The organism is Paraburkholderia sp. GAS32 (assembly GCF_050434225.1).
In the GTDB taxonomy this organism is placed as follows: domain Bacteria; phylum Pseudomonadota; class Gammaproteobacteria; order Burkholderiales; family Burkholderiaceae; genus Paraburkholderia; species Paraburkholderia madseniana.
On the sequence record NZ_JBNPVS010000001.1, the window covers coordinates 411,978 to 430,177 of the forward strand.

Consider the following 18,200-nt stretch of genomic DNA (forward strand, 5'->3'; position numbering starts at 1 on the left):
AGACGCCAGACGTCGCGCCTGGCGTCCGCCTTCAACGCCTGTCAGGCAGCAGGATCCGCTCGTCCACCTGACGGATATCCCTGTGCCCGCAGAAGGCCATGGTGATGTCCAGTTCCTTCTGGATGATCTGCAGGCACCGGGTAACACCCTCCTCTCCCATTGCACCTAACCCATAGAGGAAGCTGCGGCCGATCAGCGTACCTTTCGCGCCGAGCGCAACGGCTTTCAGCACGTCCTGTCCGCTGCGGATGCCGCCATCCATCCACACTTCGATGCGCGAGCCGACCTCGCGTGCGATCTCGGGGAGCACCGAAATCGAAGAAGGCGCACCGTCGAGTTGACGGCCGCCGTGGTTGGAGACGATCAACGCGTCAGCACCGCTGTCGGCAGCAAGGCGCGCATCTTCGACATCCATGATGCCTTTCAGAATGAGTTTGCCGCCCCACATCTTCTTGACCCACTCGACATCTGCCCAGCTCAGCGCCGGATCGAACTGCTCGGCGGTCCACGAGCTCAGGGACGACAGATCGCCCACGCCCTTCGCATGACCGACGATGTTGCCGAAGGTGCGCCGCCGGGTGCCGAGCATGCCGAGGCACCAGCGCGGTTTGGTCGCGAGGTTGATGAGGTTCGCAGGGGTCAATTTGGGCGGCGCCGACAACCCGTTCTTGATGTCCTTGTGGCGTTGGCCGAGGATCTGCAGGTCCAGCGTCAGCATCAAGGCGCTGCACCGTGCCGCGCGAGCGCGCTCGATCAGCCGCATGATGAAATCGCGGTCGCGCATCATGTAAAGCTGGAACCAGAACGGTTGGGTGGTCTGGGCGGCCACGTCCTCGATCGAGCAGATGCTCATCGTGGACAAGGTGAACGGGACGCCGAACTTCTCCGCCGCGCGCGCCGCCAGGATTTCGCCGTCGGCATGCTGCATGCCGGTCAACCCCGTCGGCGCGAGCGCCACGGGCATGGCGGCCGCCTGACCGATCATTTCCGTGCGCGTGCTGCGGCCCGCCATGTTGACCGCCACGCGCTGGCGCAACTTCAGGCGTTGGAAGTCGCTTTCATTGGCGCGGTAGGTACTTTCGGTCCACGAGCCACTGTCGGCGTAGTCGTAGAACATGCGCGGCACACGCCGCTCGGCAAGCACGCGTAAATCTTCGATGCAGGTGATGACAGGCACGGTTTCTCTCAGCGCAGGGAACAAGCGATGAGTGTACGTGCTTAAGACACTCGCCTGGAACTCCGGGAATACCTGGGGATCATTCAGTCAGGCTCCGCGTAACGGCTTCTGGCAAGCCGCCAGCACCGCGCCGGCCGCGAGCAGCAAGGCGGAATAGACCAGCCCGCGTGCGAGACCCGCGCCATCCGAGACCCAGCCGATCACCATCGGCCCGACGATCTGTCCGAACGCGAACACGATCGTGAATGCGCTGATGCCCTTGCCCCAGTGGCTCGCCGGCAGATTGTGGCGCACGAAAGCCGTGGTCGACGCCACGGCCGAGAGAAACGTCGCGCCGAACAGCACGCCGGAGACAAACGCCACCCACGGTTGCGTGAACAACGCGGGCAACAGTGTCGCCACCGCGAGCAACGCGTTGAGTATGGCGAGCGCGTGGCCGCCGCGCATGCGGTCGAGCAGACTGGACCACAAGCGTGCCGAAACGACCGTCGCCACGCCTAGCAACAGGTAGAAGCCTGTCACCACCACCGCGCTCATGCCCGCATTGCGCAGCAGCGCGACGATGAACGTCATGTAGCCGATATAGCCGACGCCGAACAATCCGTAGCCCGCCAGTGCGGGGCTGAAACGCGGCCAACGTGGCGCGTCGGCGGTATCGGAAGCATGCGCGGTCGAGGACCCCATCGCGTGCACGCTTTCGATTTTTCTAGCGGCGCCGATGGCGATCGCGGAGAACACCGCGCACGCAACGGCCAGCGCGAACCACGCAAACTGCCAGCCATGCACGACGTTGAAAATCGTCAACGGCACGAGTACCGACGAAGCGACGATGCCCCAACCGGTCCCGCCGTAATACAAGCCGAGGACAAGCCCCGCATCGTGCGGTCTCGCCGACGCAAGCCGCGCCGCCAGCACGCCGCCGCTGACGAAAACCGCCGCACTGCTCACGCCGGTGATCACGCGCAGCGCGAGTAGCGAATGCGTGTCGTCCAGCAAACCGCTGATGGCCATCAGCAGCGCAGTGGCCACGCAGCCCGCGCCGAACAATGTCCCGGCCGACCAGCGGCGCGCGAGCCGCGGAAAAGCCAGCGCGCCCAGCAGATAGCCCAGCGCATTGGCGGTATTCATCGCGCCGGCTTGAGCAAAGCTCCAGCCGAGGTCGAGTTTCATCGACGGCAACAGCAACGCGTAAGCGAAGCGCGCGAGGCCCAATGCGATCGCGCTGCCTAAGGACAGGCCGGCGGCCAGCATCAAGGTGGGGAGGCGCTGCGCCGCTTCGGTGGGCGTGGCGGTCGATGCGGCGTCGAGAGATTTTGTCGGCATTGGCTAGCGTGGGTAGACAAGGATGCGGCAGGCTTGCTGCGGCATTTCGCCATCATATCTGGGGGCGCTCCCCTCGGCTGACGGTTAGTTGCGGATCAGGCGCCCGACGCCCAGCTGCAAGGCCTTCTGGCCGCGCGCAGCCAGTGCCGAACCTCAGTTCAATACTCTGTCAAATTCATTTTCTAAATGCGAATGATTTGCATTTACCTTGAAATTGGCTCATCATGACACCCATGACACCCGCCGACTCCGAAATCATGATCACGCTAGATATCAGCCGCCCAGAAACCGAAAGCCAACGCACAGCCGCCACCGCGACGCCTGACACCGCCGCCGGATCCAAGACGACGGCCGCACTTGAAGTGCTGCTGTCGCGCCAATCCCAATGGCCGCTCACCGAACCGGCCCCGGCCGACGCCGAGCTCGATCTGATCTTCGATGCGGCCTTGCGCGCGCCCGATCACGGCAATCTGCGGCCGTGGCGCTTCGTGACGATCCGCGGCGACGCACGCGGCCAGCTCGGCGACGTGCTGGTCGACCTCGCCTGCGCCCGTTCGCCGGGCGACCCGCGCTCCGCGCATGCGCATCGGCGGCAGAAGGCTTACGCGGCGCCACTTGTGATCGCGCTCGGCGCGGCGCTGTCGGCCCATCCGAAGATACCCGAGGTCGAGCAATTGCTGGCGGTCGGCGCAGCCACGATGAACATGCTGAATGCGATCCACGCGCTCGGCTACGGCGGCTTCTGGTCCACGGGACCGGACAGCTATGAAGCGCAACTGCACGACGCGTTGGGCTTCGCACCGAATGAGCGGCTGCTCGGCTTCCTGTTTGTCGGCACGTCGAAAAACTCGGACCAGGCAACGGCACGTCCGGCACGCAGCGAACATGTGCGCGAATGGCTACCGCCGCAGCCGGCCAAAAATTGAAGCAAGCACCTGGCGCACGCACCGCGTCACCGCCTATCCGTCGCGAGCGACAAGCGCTGGCCTGCGACGTGGCCTCCTCCGATCAGGCCGGCGCGACTCATTGGACCGTGTCCATTCAGGAGTCTCGATGAACTTCCGCTCTCAATACAGCAGCCGTCCTGAACTGGTCGACGATCACGTCACGGATTCCACCGACGCGCCCGATCGCACGGTCCTCAGCGCCGTGCGCACCTGGCTGCGGCCGGCATGTGAAACCGTGCGCGGCGGGGTGCACTGGCGCGACATCCTGATCGGCGTGGGCTTGCGGCAGGACGGCATCGAACATTTCGATCTGCTGATGCGTTCGCTGATGCACGTGTCCTATCGTCCGCTCGACATGCGATGCCGCTGCGCCAGCGATCTCGGCAAGGACGAAGCCGTGATCCTGCAAACCATCGCGCTGCTGCAAAAGACGCACAGCGGCGCTGCATTGCGCATCTTGAGCGAATGGCTGCCGGGTCCGGCCGTCAGTGGCGTGTTGAAGCTGATCCGCTGGTTCGCTATCGATCTGCTCGACGCCGGTGTCGAACTCGACGTGCAAGCGCGCCGCGTCACCTATATGCATTGAGGACCCGAGCGTATGCCGTCGGAACTCGCTTATCTCGCGCCGCCGCGTGTGCGTGACAGCATCGACTCGCAGGCGACGAATAGCGCTAACGCCTTGCAAGCCGATCAACCTGCTCGACCGGTTCAACCTGCTCGGACCGCACGCGCGATCGTCAGCGCGGCCGCGCCGCAATTCGTGTCCCATCCGCTAACGCGCCACTATCCGCACAGCGTCGCCGCGCCACGCGCGGGTGAGTTGCATCTGTGGCGGTTCCGCTGCGAATGGTTGCCGGTGCCGGTGCAGGAAGGCGAGACGTGGCTGTCGAAGGGAGAGCGCGAACGCGCACGGCTTCACCCGAACGCGGCGCTACGCAAACGCTTTATCAGCGCACGCGTGGTGACTCGCTGGATCGTCGCGAATCTGTTCGACTGCGAGCCGCATGCGGTCGATCTGCAGGACGACGGCAACGAGAAGCTGCGCGCGCGACATCCGCACGACGGCCGCGGCATCACGATCGATATCGCGTACGCCGGCATCTGGATCGTGATCGGCATTGCGTCGACGACGCTTGGTCTGAGCGTCGCCGTACCCTCGCCGGGCGCCGCGCTTGACGACACGCGGGAAACCTCACGCCAACGCGTGCGTTATGGCAGCTTGTGCAATGCGTTGCGCTATGCGCCGGTCGATATCGATCTGGATCTGCTCTCGAGCGATGCCGCATCCTGTGCGTTCGATCTTGCCGAACATGGCCGCTGGCATGTGCTCGATCTACCGATGTCGGGCAAGATTCGCGCGGCGGTTGCACTCGCCCAGCCCGTCACGCAAGTGCATGCGGTTGGATGGCCGAAGGCGCTGGTGTTTGGCGAACGAAACGTTTAGCGGGTGAACGTTTTCGTCGACCACGCCACACATGCCGCATAGGCTTCAGGCGCCGCGATCCAGCGCGCGGCAATCGCGCGCATGTCCTCCGGAATCTCATTGCGTAGCGTCACCTCGGCGCTATCACGCGGCAGCACCGTCAGATGCTGCAAGCCGCGCGTGATGCCCACTCCCGTGGTTTTGACGAGCGCTTCTTTGGCGACCCATGCGTCGTAAAACGCGGCGCACTGCTCTTCAACATCGAGGTGGTCGATCCATGCCGCCTCGCTTGCATCGAGCGTCAATGTCGCGATGGAATGCCAATCGAAGCTGTCGCTGCGATGTTCGATATCGACGCCGACACGCCGCTTAGGCGACATCGCGATGAGCCCATGCGAGCCTGCATGCGATACGTTGAAGTCGAGCGCGTTGGAATCGGCTAGATGCGGGCGATGGTTTTCGTCGAGTTCGAACCGGACGGTGTGTGCCGCGATGCCGAGACACTGCGCGAGTTGCTCGCGCAGCGCCACGCGCACGGACGCGAAACGCAGCGCGTCTTCGTGGCGGAGAAATTTGCCGGCTCGCGCGCGTTCGTCGTCGCTGAGCGCGGCGAAGGCGGCATCCTCCAACGACGCGTCGAAAGCGAAATCGACTCGCCACAATGAGACATCGGACGGGCCGTCATGCGGCAAGGGAACAGGTTCGACGGAATGCATTGCAGGTTCGGGCCTCACTCGTAAGAGTCGCAAGGAATATGCGCGACTCTACCCGATATGACGTCCGAACCCCTTCGATCTTTAGATTCGCTTCGTTTCCTTCGGCACGCCAATCAGCAACGCCACGCCGCTGACGAACAATAGCGCGGTCAGTACATACAACGCATTGTCCATGCTGCCCGTGTGCGTCTTGATCAGACCGATCACCCACGGGCTGACAATCCCGCTCGTAATGCCGATGCTGCTGATCAACGCAATGCCGGCCGCCGCTGCAGTGCCGGACAGATAGCCCGATGGCACGGTCCAGAAAATCGGCAACGCGGCGAAGATCAGCACGGCAGCCAGCGAGAGAATCGCGAGCATCGCCGGGAAGCTGCTCAAATGCAGCGTTAGCAGAGACAACGCGATGCCGCCGCCGATCGTGCAAACTGCAAAGTGCCTGCGCCGTTCGCCACGACGATCCGAATTCCGCGCAATCAGAATCAGGCCCACTGCGCCGACCGCATTCGGAATCACGGTGTACAGGCTGATCGCCAGCACATCGTGAACACCGAAGTCGCGAATCATCAGCGGCATCCAGAAGTTCAGCGTCAACGACGCGCAGGTCAGCGAGAAATAGATGAACGCGAACAGATACACCCGCGGGTTACGCAGCGCCTGCATGACGGAACGCGATGAATGCGCGTCCGATGAAACGCGGCGGTCTTCATCGCGCTGCACGATCAGTTTCGCCTTCTCAGCGTCGTTGAGCCACGTTGCATGCTGCGGACCGTCAACCAGATAAAACGCGGCAAGCAGGCCGAGTACGATGGCCGGCGCACCTTCGATCACGAACATCCACTGCCAGCCGAACAGCCCCATCACGCCGCCCATATCGCGCATTATCCAGCCGGACACCAGGCCGCCGAGCACACCCGCCACTGCGACGCCCGCGAAGAAAATCGACAGCACGGCTGCGCGCCGCCGCGCCGGATACCAGTAGGTCAGATACAGCACGATGCCGGGGAAGAACCCCGCTTCGAACACGCCGAGCATAAAACGCAGCACGTAGAAGTGCGTGGGCTTCGACACCAGCATCATGCCGACCGATGCGATGCCCCACAGCAGCATGATCCGCGTGAAGGTGCGGCGCGCGCCGAAGCGCGCGAGCAGCATATTGCTCGGCACTTCACACAACACGTAACCGATATAGAAGACCGCTGCGCCCAAACCATACATGGCGTCGCTGAAACCGAGGTCATGCTTCATCTGCAATTGCGCGAAGCCGATATTAATGCGGTCGAGAAACGACACCACGTAACACAGAAACAGAAACGGAATGATCCGCGTCGAGACCTTGCGATATAACAAGTCGTCGTGCACAGCAGCGGATGCGCCCGGCGCGAGCGTGGGGGCGAGGGATTGGCTCATGGGTCATCTCCAAACGTGAGGGTCCAACGGACCCGCTGGGTCCGGCGTCTTGATGCGCCGCGTTTCGGTTTTCTACTGGAACGGCATGCGGCGGTATCGATGCGCCGCGCGCCGTGGTGGATTGCGCGTGGCTCGAACGGCCACGCGCGTGCAGCGTTTTATCGTTACTACTCGCCGCGCCGCGTGTTCAGGCAGCCAGCGAACGCGTCTGCGCACCTTGCCCCGAAGCATCGGTCACGCCTTCACGTGCATGCCGCATCGCTTCGAGCAGCGTCGCGTGATCGCCAATATGATTGGCGAGCAACAGGATCAGTTGCGCGTTGGCTGACTGACTTTGCGCATCGTCCAGATCCCGATGCATGTCGATCAGTGCCTCGTAGAAATCGTCGGGGCGGGCGAGATTGGGTTGCGTGTTTAATGCCATCACTGTCTCCTGCTATTTTCTTTTGCCGATGTGCTGCGTTTGCCCTACCTTCAGGCCGTGCCCTCAACGCACAACGCTCGCTTCAACGCACCTTCCACAAAGCTCGCGTCGAGTTGCCGACGACGCGCGCACACATGCTGGTCCGGCCGGATCAAATAGAACGTGCCGGGTTTGCCGTCGTAACGAGCGGCTGCAAGACCGTCGACGTCGTGCACAACCTTTGCACCCAAAGCCGCATCGATCTGCGCATCGTTACTCGTCACCACGACAAGCTTCAGCGGAATCGGCCCGCTTCGCAATGCATCCAACGCAGCTTGCGTCGCCTGATCGATACCTTCCGAGCCACAGAACAACACGCCCGTGAACTGCTGACCGAGTTGCTGTAACAGCCATGCCGGTTGCCCGGCGGCATGAACCGGCGCATCGACGCACGATGCCCCTGGCACCATCAGACCTTCAAAACTGTCGTTGTCCGACGTATTCAGCGGGGAATCACGCAACACCGCCGGCACCGACAGGCGGCCGCTATTCGTCAACTGCCGTGCAAACGGATGATGCCGCGCGAGCTTCAGCACAGCGTCGCGAAACACGCGGCTAACCGGGCTCTTCGGCGTGATGAAATCGGTCGAGCGGGTGGAGTTGCGGATGTTTTCGTCGGCGGCGAATTCGCGCTCGCTTGCATACGTGTCGAGCAACGCGTCGGAGGCTTTGCCTTCGAGCACCATCGCCAGTTTCCATGCGAGGTTTTCCGCGTCCTGCACGCCGCTATTCGCGCCACGTGCGCCGAACGGCGACACGCCATGCGCGGAATCGCCCGCGAACAACACGTTGCCGTGCCGGAAACGATCCATCCGCAAACACGAAAACGTATAGACGCTGACCCATTCCAGCTCGAACTTCGCCTCCGGTCCAAGCAACGCACGCACGCGCGGGATCACGCGTTCAGGCGTTTTTTCCAGCACCGGATCGGCGTCCCAGCCCAACTGGAAATCGATCCGCCACACGTTATCCGGCTGACGATGCAACAGCACCGATTGATTCGGATGGAACGGCGGATCGAACCAGAACCAACGCTCAGTCGGAAACTCCGCTTCCATCTTCACGTCCGCGATCAGGAAGCGATCTTTGAACGTGACGCCGTGGCTGTCGAGTCCCATCAGATTGCGCATCGGACTGCGCGAGCCGTCGGCGGCCACCACATAGCGGCCGCGCAACGGGTACTGACCGTTCGGCGTATCGACGGTCAGCGTCACGCTGGCTTGCGCAGTGCCAGTCGTGCCGCTCTGCTGCACGCCGACCACTTTGCTCTTCCAGCGGATCTCGAGATTCGGCATCTCCTGCGCGCGTTCGAGCAGAAAGCCTTCGACGTAGTACTGCTGCAGGTTGATGAATGCGGGCCGGTTGTGGCCCGCTTCAGGTTGCAGATTGAACGTGTACACCAGTTCATCTTTCAGGAACACCTTGCCGACATTCCAACTGATGCCCTTGTCCACCATGCGCTGCCCGCAGCCGAGCCGGTCGAAAATATCGAGCGAGCGCTTCGAGAAGCAGATCGCTCGCGAACCGGTGGACAACGAACAATCGTCGTCGACCAGCACAACCGGCACGCCCTGTTGCGCGATATCGATCGCGGTAGCGAGGCCCACCGGCCCCGCGCCGACCACGATCACGGGATAGGCCACCTGTTCCGCATCGCCCTGCCCGGCCTGCTCCCGGCACGGCTTATAGTCGAACGACAGCGTCTGGTAGTTGATGCTCATCTTGTGTCTCCGTCCTTCTCCGCTCTGCTCTGCTTGACGCTTTCCGGCGTTTCGATGCTGTTATCAGGCTTGCAGCGCGTCCCACATTTCTTTGTCGCGTTGCGCGGTCCAGATGCGCGGATGCGTGATGCCGCTCGCTTCATCGAAAGCCCGCGAGACGTCGAACGGCAGGCAGTGTTCGTAGATGAACACATGGCCGAACTTCGGATCCATTGCCTTGCGCGTGTGCGCCATCGCGGCCTTCAGATCGAGCTTCTGTTCGACGGCTTCGCGGCCCTGCTGCAACAGCGTAGTGACGAAGTCCTTCGTGTAGTCGAGGCCTTTGTTGACGTCTTCCGGCGTGGTCAATGCAGGACCGCGACCCGGCACCAGCTTTTCCGCCTTCAGCGCGCGCAGCGCTTCGAGCGTGGCCGGCCATTGTTCGAGTTGAGCATCGCCGCAATAGCAGGCTGCGTCGTATTCGACCAGGTCGCCGGAGAACAGCACCTTCTGCGACGGGAGCCACACCACCGTATCGCCCTTCGTGTGACCCGCGCCCAGATGCGCGATACGCACTTCGAGCTTGCCGAGGAACAGCGTCATTTCTTTTTCGAACACGAGCGTCGGCCACGTCAGGCCCGGCACCGTTTCGACACCGGCGAAGAGACGCGGGAAGCGCTCGATTTCCGACTTCATGTCCTGCTCGCCGCGCTCGACGATCATCTCGTACGTGCCGCGGCTCGCGATCACCTGTTGCGCGCCTTCTTCGAAATACGCCGACGCGCCGAGCACGCGCACGGCGTGGTAGTGCGACAGCACGACGTATTTGATCGGCTTGTCGGTGACGCTGCGAATCTTCGCGATGAGGTCTTGCGCCATGGCCGGCGTGGCGGTGGTGTCGACGATCAGCACGCCGTCGTCGCCGATGATCACGCCCGAGTTCGGATCGCCTTCAGCGGTGTACGCGTAGGCGTTCTCGGATAGCTTGGTCCACGTGACTTTCTTGACTTCCAGGTCGGCCTGGGATGCGAATGCCTTTGCCATGCTTGTCTCCCTCAAATGTTGGACGTGAGGCGAGACGGCCGGCTGCGCGTTCGGATTTCAGAGGCGCGGGCTGACGGTATTGGAGGCTTGTCTCGCCCCGTTTTGACTCTGTGACTGCACCGGTATGTCGGGGTGAATGCATCTTATGGCCGGGCCGGTTTATTTGTCAATAGCGAAATGTATCGCTATACGCAAATCCCTGGCAGCCTAAGATAAGAACAGGAAGGCGCGGCTTTCGCGCGGGGCTTCGGCTAACATGGACCCTTTTTACGGACGAGCGCGGGCGTGAGCAAAGCAGCGAAATCGGCCACCGGCAAAGGCTCAGGCGGCAACGAGACGGCGGATGGCGGCAAAACGCAGCGCGGGATTCAAAGCGTTGAAGTAGGCGGCCGCGTGTTGCTGGCGCTCGCGCAGGCGCGCAGCCCGCTGGCTTTGTCCGATCTCGCCACCGCCGCGCAGATCGCGCCGGGGCAAGCGCACGCTTATCTGGTGAGCTTGAGCCGCTTAGGTCTGATCAAACGCGACGAATTGTCGGGCCGTTATGAACCGGGTCCGCTGTCGTTGCGGCTGGGTTTGATGCATCTGGAGAACCAGCCGGCGTTTCGCGCCGCCGTGCCGCGCGTCGTGGCTTTGGCCGAAACGATCGGGTTCAGCGTCGCGATCTGTATTGCCGGGCCGCAAGGGCCGACCATCGTCCGCTATGAGCACGTGGGATTTCCGTTGCATGTGAATCTGCATGTGGGCACGGTGATGTCGCTGCCGGCGACGTCGACGGGTCGCGTGTTTTGCGCTTTTCTGCCACGCGAGGCGTTGGCGGGGATGTGGGCGAATCAGTCGGGTGCTGCGAGTAGCGCGATGACGCCGCCTGATGAACGTGCCACGTTCGAAGCGGCTTTAGATGCTATCCGCGCACGCAGATTGGAATGCAGCGTCGATGCGCCGAGTCCAGGTATCAGCAGTTTGAGCGCACCGGTGCTCGATGCGGACGGCCGCTTGTGCCTCGCGCTGACCGTGATCGGCTCGACGGGCGCGATCGACGTTGCCGCCGATGGCCCGACGGCTCGCGCGCTGCTTGCTGCGGCTCATGACATCAGTGCTGAACTTGCGGCAGCGCCTTCCTTGTTGGCTTCTTCAGCATCGTGACCGACTCTCTCGACACCTCTTACGCTGCCTCCGGCGCTTCTGCCACTTCCGCCGATGCGAAACCGCAGCGCGGTATCCAGTCGCTCGATAGCACGGGCGAATTACTTGGTGCGCTGGTTGCTGCTGCGCGGCCGTTGAGCTTGCGCGATCTTGCGGCCGCTGCGGGCATGCCCCCGGCCAAAGCGTTTCCGCATCTGGTAAGTCTGCTCAAGATAGGTTTGCTGAACCGCGATGCTGCGGGTTGTTTCGAAGCCGGGCCTTTAGCGCTTGAACTGGGGCTGATCGGCTTGCAGCGTTTGTCGCCGACGCGGGAAGCCGAGCCGGAAGTGGTCGAACTGGCGGTATCGACGGGAATGAGTGTCGCGATGGCGGTGCTTGGGCCGCTCGGGCCGACCGTCGTGCGACTGGAAGAGTCCGCGCGGCCGCTGCATGTGAGCTTGCGGGTCGGCACGGTGATGTCGCTGGTGAATACGGCGATTGGGCGTGTGTTTGCTGCTTATGTCGCGGACGACGTGCGTCATGGGCTGCTGGCGCAGGATCATTTGCGGCTGGCGGGGGCTGAGGCGGGGGAGACAAAGGCCTATGCGCAGCGGCTCGCGCAAATCCGCGCGGATGGCATCGATACCGCGTTAAGCCGGCCTGTGCCGGGTATCAACACCTTGGCTGCGCCGGTGTTGGACCATACCGGCAGCATCTGTCTGGTGCTCGCGGTGATGGGGCCGAGCGGCAGCTTCGATAGCGAGCTCACGGGCGGTCCCGCGCATACTTTGCGAGCCGCGACGCTGAGGTTGTCGCGGCGGTTCGGGTGGATGGCGCTGTCCGGGACCTGAATCAGCGGCCTCGAGAAGGAAAAGTAATCGTTTTTTTGAAAAACAGGCGTTTTGTAATCGTTTTGAGGGCCGAGTAATCGAAACGATGTGCAGACGCCGTATAATCGTTTTTTTAGAAAACAGGCGTTTTGTAATCGTTTTGAGAGTCGAATAATCGAAACTGAGCGAAACAGCGCGCCCTCGCCCGCGCCCCAGCCACCCCGGATCGAAAATCATGCCGCAGATCGGTTATCAATGGCTATCCAATACGTACGGCGTCGTACCGGTTCACCCGTTCGCCGTACAAAGCGAAATCGGACGGATTCGCTCCACGTCCACCGACGGCGACATCCGCCGGGAGGTCTACCCCGAACCCTATCGCCCGGCCGCCAGCCTGACCGATAACCTGACTTTCGCCTTCCGGCACGAGGGCATCCATCTGGAATTCCTCGCTCGGCTTTATGCACTGCAGCCGGTACGCCATGAGTTAGAGGCATGGATCGCCCGCGAGCCCACTGGCGCGTACGCTCGCCGCGCCTGCTTCTTCTATGAATGGCTGATGCCGGCGCCGTTGGACGTGCCGGGCGTCTCCCGGGGAAACTATGTCGATGCACTGAATCCCGAGGACTTCATCGTAGGTACCCCGGTCAACAACGCGCGTTGGCGTGTGCGCGACAACCTGCCGGGCAATCGGGACTTCTGCCCGGTGATTCGACGTGTCGAAGCGGTTCAGCGCGCCGAAGCTTATAACCTTGCCGCACCGCTTGCCGAACTGGAAGCGGACTATGGCATCGATCTGATCATGCGCAGCTCCGTCTGGCTGACGGTCAAAGAGAGCCGCGCGAGCTTTCTGATTGAACACGAGCAGGACAAAGAGGATCGAATCCGCCGCTTTGCCGCGGTCATGGAAAGCGAATGCGGACAGCATGCGAATCCGTTCGACGCCGAAACGCTCGACGTCTTGCAACGCGGCATCCTGGGACAGTCGGCCCTGCGTTACGGCATCCGCCGCTCCCCGGTGTATGTGGGACACATCGCACGTTATCAACCGGTGGTCGACTACATCGCGCCGCATTGGGAACACATCGAAACGATGCTGGCAGGACTCAGCCGCTTTCTGGAACGGACCGAAGGGGGCGCGTCTATCGTGCGTGCTGCCGCGGCATCGTTCGGCTTCGTCTATGTGCACCCTATGGCCGACGGTAACGGCCGCATTTCACGCTTCCTGATCAACGACATTCTGCGTCGCGACGGCGCGGTGCCTGCGCCAATTATCTTGCCGGTATCCGCCACGATCACCCACAGCACGCGCGATCGCGCCGCTTATGACAAAGTGCTCGAACGCTTTTCGCGCCCGTTGATGAATCACTATGCCGACCAGTACACGTTCGGCAAGACCGAGATCGCGGACGACGGTGTCGAATACAACCTGCACTTCCGCGCCTATGACGACGCACTGCCCGCGTGGCGCTATCCGGATCTGACCGCGCACGTCATCTATCTTGCTGACGTGATCGACATGACGCTAACGCATGAAATGCGCACCGAAGCGCGCTTTCTGCACGCCAACGACTCAGCACGGCGCGCCATCAAGGAATTTCTCGAGGCGCCAGACAACGATCTGGACGGCATCATTCGAAGCGTCCGGCAGAATGACAACAGCGTGTCGAACACACTGCGCAAGCGCTATCCGCTGTTTGACGAGCGGCCAGAGTTGAGTGCGCAAATCGTGCAGGCGATTACCGAAGCATTTTCGGAAGAGAACAACCGTTAGTCATCACCGGCGCACGGCTGACGCGAAACAAACACGAAAGCGGCGCCGCACCGTTCAATATCTCGTTGACTCGGCCCCAAGGGCCAACTCCATGATGTGAGTGGTCAGCAAACGAAGAGGTGACTCATGCGTTGTTCCACTCCATTTTTAAGTGCTTCCGAAGCGGCGGGACAGCTCGGCGTCTCGACTAAAGCCCTGCGGCTCTATGAACAGCGAGGCTTGGTGACGCCGGCACGCACGGTCGCTGGGTATCGTACCTACGGTCCCGAGGAGATGAATCGTGCGGCGGAGATCGTGGCCCTGCGCGCGCTCGGCCTCAGCCTCGCCCAAGTGGCACAAGTGTTGGAAGGTGACCCTCAGAGTCTGGAACCCGCGTTGGCTGCCCACGAGGCGAGGCTTGAAGCGGAAATTCGCCAGCTCGTGGGCGCGATAGCCAAGGTCAGGGGGCTCCGGTCCGATCTTGCACGAGGTCAGGCACCTGCCGATGGAGAGCTGGCACGCCTGCTCAATCCTTCCTCGGAATTCACCACAGCTTTTGATCTCCCGTGGCCGTGGGGTGGCGAACGGTTCGAACTTCGCGACATCCGACCGCTGAACTACATCATCGGTCCGTTGGGAAGCGGCAAGACGCGGCTGGCGAAATGCCTGGCTGAGAACATACCGAATGCCGCTTTCCTGGGCCTCGAGCGGCTAAACGATGGAAATGCCGCGACCGTAGCCCGCCTTGAAGCCGATGCAGGGCTCAAATCGCGAGTGGATCAGACTCTGGCGTGGCTCATCGGAGAAGGCGCAGCAGAATCGGAAGCGTTAATCGCTCTACTCGTCGAACTGGAATCCGAAGGTCCGGCTGCCCTCGTCGTCGACATGGTGGAGCAAGGGTTAGATCAGGCGACGCAGGAAGCATTAATCATCCATCTTCGCCAACGCGCCAAAGTGGGTGGACGTCTGCTGTTTCTGATGACGCGCTCTTCAGCGATCCTGGATCTGGCAGCAATCGGTCCAAATGAATCGATCATCCTGTGCCCAGCCAATCACAGTCCGCCCACTCTCGTCGCCCCCTACCCAGGCACGCCGGGATACGAAGCCGTTGCCACCTGTTTAGCCTCGCCGGAGGTTCGTGCGCGGACGGCGGGCATGATCGCCTGGCGTCCTCAAGCAGCGTGACTGTTCACGCGTTCGTCGCAGGGTTCGTGAAGCGGACCACCCTTCCCGCTCAATCCCCCGCCGCTTCCGGCTCATGCGACGACAACCGCGCCTTCGCGTGCCGCATCTTTTCAAGCGTCTTGGGCCGCGCCTTCAACGCGACGCCAATCGCCAACGCATCCATGATGCACAGATGCACGAGCCGGGACACGCCTGGCGTATTCGGATCGATCGGACTCGGCACGCGCAGCAGCAGCGGAATATCGACGAGCCACGCGAGCCGCGAACCCACATTCGTCAGCGCAATCGTCGTAGCGCCACGCTCCTTGGCGATCTGAATGCTTTCATTCACTTCGACGCTGCGCCCCGAATGCGAAATCGCAAACGCCACATCACCGGGTTCCATGAGCCCCGCATAAAGCCGCTGCAAATGACCATCAGTAAACGCAGTAGCCGCAATATCCAGCCGCAAAAACCTCAAAGCCGCATCTTGCGCAACAAGCCCCGAACCCGACCCAACGCCAAAGAAGAAAACCCGCCCTGCACTCGACAACGCCGCAATCGCACTCTCAACCACCGCCGGATCCAACGCAGCACACGCATGCGTGATCCCATCGACAGCAGCCTCACCCACCTTGTCCATCAACGTCTGCACGTCATCGTCACGCGCAACCGCTGTCGACGCATACGGCACCCCGCCCGCCACGCTCTGCGCCAATTGCATCTTGAAGTCGCGCAGACCATGCGCGCCGATCGCGCGGCAAAAGCGCGTGACGGAAGGCTCGGACACGTCCGCACGCTGGGCGAGTTCGGTGATGCTCGCGCGCATCGCAAAGTCGACGTCGCTCAGCACCATCTCGGCAACCTTGCGCTCGGCGGGCCGCAGATTGGCCAGCGCGCCGCGGATGTGGGGAATCAAGTTCGGTGCGGACACCCGGTGTTCCTTAAGGGTTAAATGAATCCGCGTCGCATCGCAGCTTCAATCAGCTTGAATCAGCCTCAAGCGGCAACACGCGGTTCAGACCAGCCTGCGTCCACTCTCCGTATCGAACAGATGAATATGCTCGGCCGGCAGACGCAGCGTGACGCGCTGACCGGGCTCGACTTTCGAGCGCTGGCGAGTCGTCACGCACCACGTGTTGCCGCCTATTTTCCCGTACAAATGGGTCTCCGCGCCAGTCGGCTCGACCACTTCGACTTCCATCGTGGTGTCCGGCTTGTCAGCCATCGTTTCAATGTGTTCGGGTCGTACACCGAGTGTGATCTTTCCTCCGACCACCGCCGAGGCCGGCGTGCCTTCCAGCACGATCTCGCCACCGTCCGTGAGTTTTAACGCGAAACCCTGCCCATCCGTGCGATTGACCAACACGCCTTCCGCAAAATTCATCGACGGCGAACCGAGGAAGCTCGCGACGAACAGATTCGCCGGACGGTCGTACAGGTCGAGCGGACGGCCGACCTGCTCGATCCGCCCGGCGTTCATCACAACGATGCGGTCGGCCATCGTCATCGCTTCGATCTGATCGTGCGTGACGTAGATCACCGTATTCTTCAGACGCTGATGCAGCGCCTTGATTTCCGTGCGCATCTGCACGCGCAGTTTGGCGTCGAGATTGGACAGCGGTTCGTCGAAGAGGAACAGCGACGGCTCGCGCACCACCGCGCGGCCCATCGCCACCCGCTGACGTTGACCACCTGACAGCGCACGCGGCAAGCGATCCAGATAACTGCCGAGGTTCAACATCTTCGCCGCAGCTTCGATCCGCGGCTTGAAACTCGCCGACGATTCCTTGCGAATCCGCGGCCCGAACGCAATGTTTTCGTAGACCGACAGATGCGGATAGAGCGCGTAGCTCTGGAACACCATCGAAATATTGCGCTGCTGCGGTGCAAGCGTATTCGCGCGCGTGCCGCCAATCATCAGATCGCCGCCGCTGATTTCTTCGAGCCCCGCCACCATGCGCATCAGCGTGCTCTTGCCGCAACCCGACGGGCCGACCAGCACGACGAACTCGCCGTCGTCGATATGAAGATCGATGCCGTGCACCACTTGCGTGTCGCCATAGCGTTTGAAGATGCCGCTCAGTTGCACTGCTGCCATGCTGTCCTCATCGTCGTGCTGTCATGCGAACGTGCTGCCTTGCTTCATCGAGCAAAGCACACGCCGCGCCATCGGGTCAAAGCAGTTCAAAGCGAATCCAATCCATTCAAAGCGATTCGAGCGTCAACTCTTCCGCCATCAAACGGTTGCCGGCCATCAATCCACCGTCGACCGGCAACGCAACACCGGTAATCACACGCGCCATCGGCGATGAGAGGAACAGCACCGCATCGGCGATGTCGTCCGGTGTCGCGAAGTCGCGCAACGGGTACCACTTCTTAAGATCCTCGAAGACCTGCGGATTCTTGTCGACGCGCGCCTGCCACGCCTGCGTCTTCACCGTGCCCGGACAGACGATGTTCGCGCGGATGCCATAGCGGCCGAGTTCGATCGCCAGCGCTTTCGTGTAGCTGATGAGACCCGCTTTCGCCGCGCTATACGCCGGATGCCCGAGCGCGGCCATGCCGTTCACCGAGCCGATCAGCACCAACGTGCCCGTCTGCCGTTCGATCATCGACGCGCGCACCGCTTCCACCGAGTGATACGTACCGTTCAGATTCAGATGGATATCGCGCTGCCAACTGGCGGCGTCCGTCGTGGCGAGCGTCAAACCATTGGCGGCACCCGCGTTGGCAACCAGCACGTCCACCGGACCGCGCGTTTTCACCGCATCGGCAACCGCTTGCTGCACTGCGGCAGCGTCACCCAGGTCGACCGCGATCGGCGTGACATGCGCGACGCCGAGTTGCGCAACCAATCCGTGAAGCGCGACCGCGTCGACATCGAGCGCCAGCACCGTGTCGCCCTGCTCCACGAAACGCTTGCACAACACGCTGCCGATCCCGCCGCAAGCGCCTGTCACCAACACCACACGATTCATGTCTACCCTCGCCCTTCAACCTCGTTGCAGCGCCGGTTTAGCGTGTAAATTTCCTACAAAACCGGCATCGAACAGTTGTCTAGTCATCCCGAAGATTGGGTATCCGTGACTTCGCGTTATGCAGAATACCCCTGCTTTACAGCATCT

Annotated in this window: 17 protein-coding genes; 7 read left to right on the forward strand and 10 right to left on the reverse strand. The window is 62.1% G+C overall.

Features of this window, described 5'->3' with window-relative positions:
• Positions 1-31: 31 nt before the first annotated feature.
• Both P3T25_RS01865 and P3T25_RS01870 read right to left on the reverse strand, forming a co-directional pair.
• Positions 32-1,177, reverse strand: coding sequence for an alpha-hydroxy acid oxidase (locus tag P3T25_RS01865; protein ID WP_429357332.1), 1,146 nt, complete (start codon positions 1,175-1,177; stop codon positions 32-34).
• 87 nt (positions 1,178-1,264) lie between these two features.
• Entirely contained in the window at positions 1,265-2,500 is a 1,236-nt protein-coding gene (locus P3T25_RS01870) for a YbfB/YjiJ family MFS transporter (protein WP_429357333.1), read from the reverse strand.
• 257 nt (positions 2,501-2,757) lie between these two features.
• On the opposite strand from P3T25_RS01870, the gene P3T25_RS01875 reads away from it, so the two are divergent.
• The 3 genes from P3T25_RS01875 to P3T25_RS01885 all read left to right on the forward strand — a co-directional run bounded on the left by P3T25_RS01875 (position 2,758) and on the right by P3T25_RS01885 (position 4,891).
• Positions 2,758-3,426 carry a nitroreductase family protein gene (locus P3T25_RS01875; RefSeq protein ID WP_429357350.1) on the forward strand — a complete coding sequence of 223 codons (669 nt, stop codon included), beginning with the start codon at positions 2,758-2,760 and terminating at the stop codon, positions 3,424-3,426.
• A gap of 127 nt (positions 3,427-3,553) precedes the next feature.
• The gene (locus P3T25_RS01880) at positions 3,554-4,033 is read left to right on the forward strand and encodes a hypothetical protein (RefSeq protein ID WP_429357334.1); all 480 of its coding nucleotides are present in this window, start codon (positions 3,554-3,556) and stop codon (positions 4,031-4,033) included.
• 12 nt (positions 4,034-4,045) lie between these two features.
• The gene (locus tag P3T25_RS01885; RefSeq protein WP_429357335.1) at positions 4,046-4,891 is read left to right on the forward strand and encodes a hypothetical protein; all 846 of its coding nucleotides are present in this window, start codon (positions 4,046-4,048) and stop codon (positions 4,889-4,891) included.
• Here P3T25_RS01885 and P3T25_RS01890 read toward each other — a convergent pair.
• The 5 genes from P3T25_RS01890 to P3T25_RS01910 all read right to left on the reverse strand — a co-directional run bounded on the left by P3T25_RS01890 (position 4,888) and on the right by P3T25_RS01910 (position 10,203).
• Positions 4,888-5,586: a 4'-phosphopantetheinyl transferase family protein gene (locus P3T25_RS01890; protein ID WP_429357336.1), complete on the reverse strand. Its 699-nt coding sequence runs from the start codon at positions 5,584-5,586 to the stop codon at positions 4,888-4,890. The genes P3T25_RS01885 and P3T25_RS01890 overlap by 4 nt on opposite strands.
• 81 nt (positions 5,587-5,667) lie before the next feature.
• Positions 5,668-6,996, reverse strand: coding sequence for an MFS transporter (locus P3T25_RS01895; RefSeq protein ID WP_429357337.1), 1,329 nt, complete (start codon positions 6,994-6,996; stop codon positions 5,668-5,670).
• A 187-nt stretch (positions 6,997-7,183) separates the two neighbouring features.
• On the reverse strand, positions 7,184-7,420 hold the full coding sequence (locus P3T25_RS01900; protein ID WP_154562371.1) for a DUF2783 domain-containing protein: 237 nt from the start codon (positions 7,418-7,420) through the stop codon (positions 7,184-7,186).
• Positions 7,421-7,470: 50 nt separating this feature from the next.
• A complete protein-coding gene (locus P3T25_RS01905) occupies positions 7,471-9,180 on the reverse strand; it encodes an FAD-dependent oxidoreductase (RefSeq protein WP_429357338.1) in 1,710 nt (569 codons plus the stop codon).
• Between the two features lie 63 nt (positions 9,181-9,243).
• Positions 9,244-10,203 (reverse strand): MBL fold metallo-hydrolase, encoded by a 960-nt coding sequence (locus tag P3T25_RS01910; RefSeq protein WP_054035596.1) that lies wholly within the window; start codon positions 10,201-10,203, stop codon positions 9,244-9,246.
• Positions 10,204-10,488: 285 nt separating this feature from the next.
• On the opposite strand from P3T25_RS01910, the gene P3T25_RS01915 reads away from it, so the two are divergent.
• From P3T25_RS01915 to P3T25_RS01930, 4 genes are all read left to right on the forward strand, one after another.
• A complete protein-coding gene (locus P3T25_RS01915; RefSeq protein ID WP_168435779.1) occupies positions 10,489-11,346 on the forward strand; it encodes an IclR family transcriptional regulator in 858 nt (285 codons plus the stop codon).
• Positions 11,343-12,176 carry an IclR family transcriptional regulator gene (locus tag P3T25_RS01920; protein ID WP_168435778.1) on the forward strand — a complete coding sequence of 278 codons (834 nt, stop codon included), beginning with the start codon at positions 11,343-11,345 and terminating at the stop codon, positions 12,174-12,176. The genes P3T25_RS01915 and P3T25_RS01920 overlap by 4 nt, the downstream gene beginning before the upstream one ends.
• A 214-nt stretch (positions 12,177-12,390) precedes the next feature.
• Entirely contained in the window at positions 12,391-13,929 is a 1,539-nt protein-coding gene (locus tag P3T25_RS01925) for a Fic family protein (protein ID WP_429357339.1), read from the forward strand.
• 126 nt (positions 13,930-14,055) lie between these two features.
• On the forward strand, positions 14,056-15,093 hold the full coding sequence (locus P3T25_RS01930) for a MerR family transcriptional regulator (protein WP_429357340.1): 1,038 nt from the start codon (positions 14,056-14,058) through the stop codon (positions 15,091-15,093).
• Between the two features lie 49 nt (positions 15,094-15,142).
• Here the strand turns inward: P3T25_RS01930 and P3T25_RS01935 are convergent, their stop codons facing one another.
• The 3 genes from P3T25_RS01935 to P3T25_RS01945 form a co-directional block, all read right to left on the reverse strand.
• Positions 15,143-16,006 (reverse strand): MurR/RpiR family transcriptional regulator, encoded by an 864-nt coding sequence (locus P3T25_RS01935; RefSeq protein WP_054035598.1) that lies wholly within the window; start codon positions 16,004-16,006, stop codon positions 15,143-15,145.
• Positions 16,007-16,090: 84 nt separating this feature from the next.
• Positions 16,091-17,173 carry an ABC transporter ATP-binding protein gene (locus tag P3T25_RS01940; RefSeq protein WP_429357341.1) on the reverse strand — a complete coding sequence of 361 codons (1,083 nt, stop codon included), beginning with the start codon at positions 17,171-17,173 and terminating at the stop codon, positions 16,091-16,093.
• A gap of 106 nt (positions 17,174-17,279) precedes the next feature.
• Positions 17,280-18,053 (reverse strand): SDR family oxidoreductase, encoded by a 774-nt coding sequence (locus P3T25_RS01945; RefSeq protein WP_154562355.1) that lies wholly within the window; start codon positions 18,051-18,053, stop codon positions 17,280-17,282.
• Between the last annotated feature and the right edge of the window lie 147 nt (positions 18,054-18,200).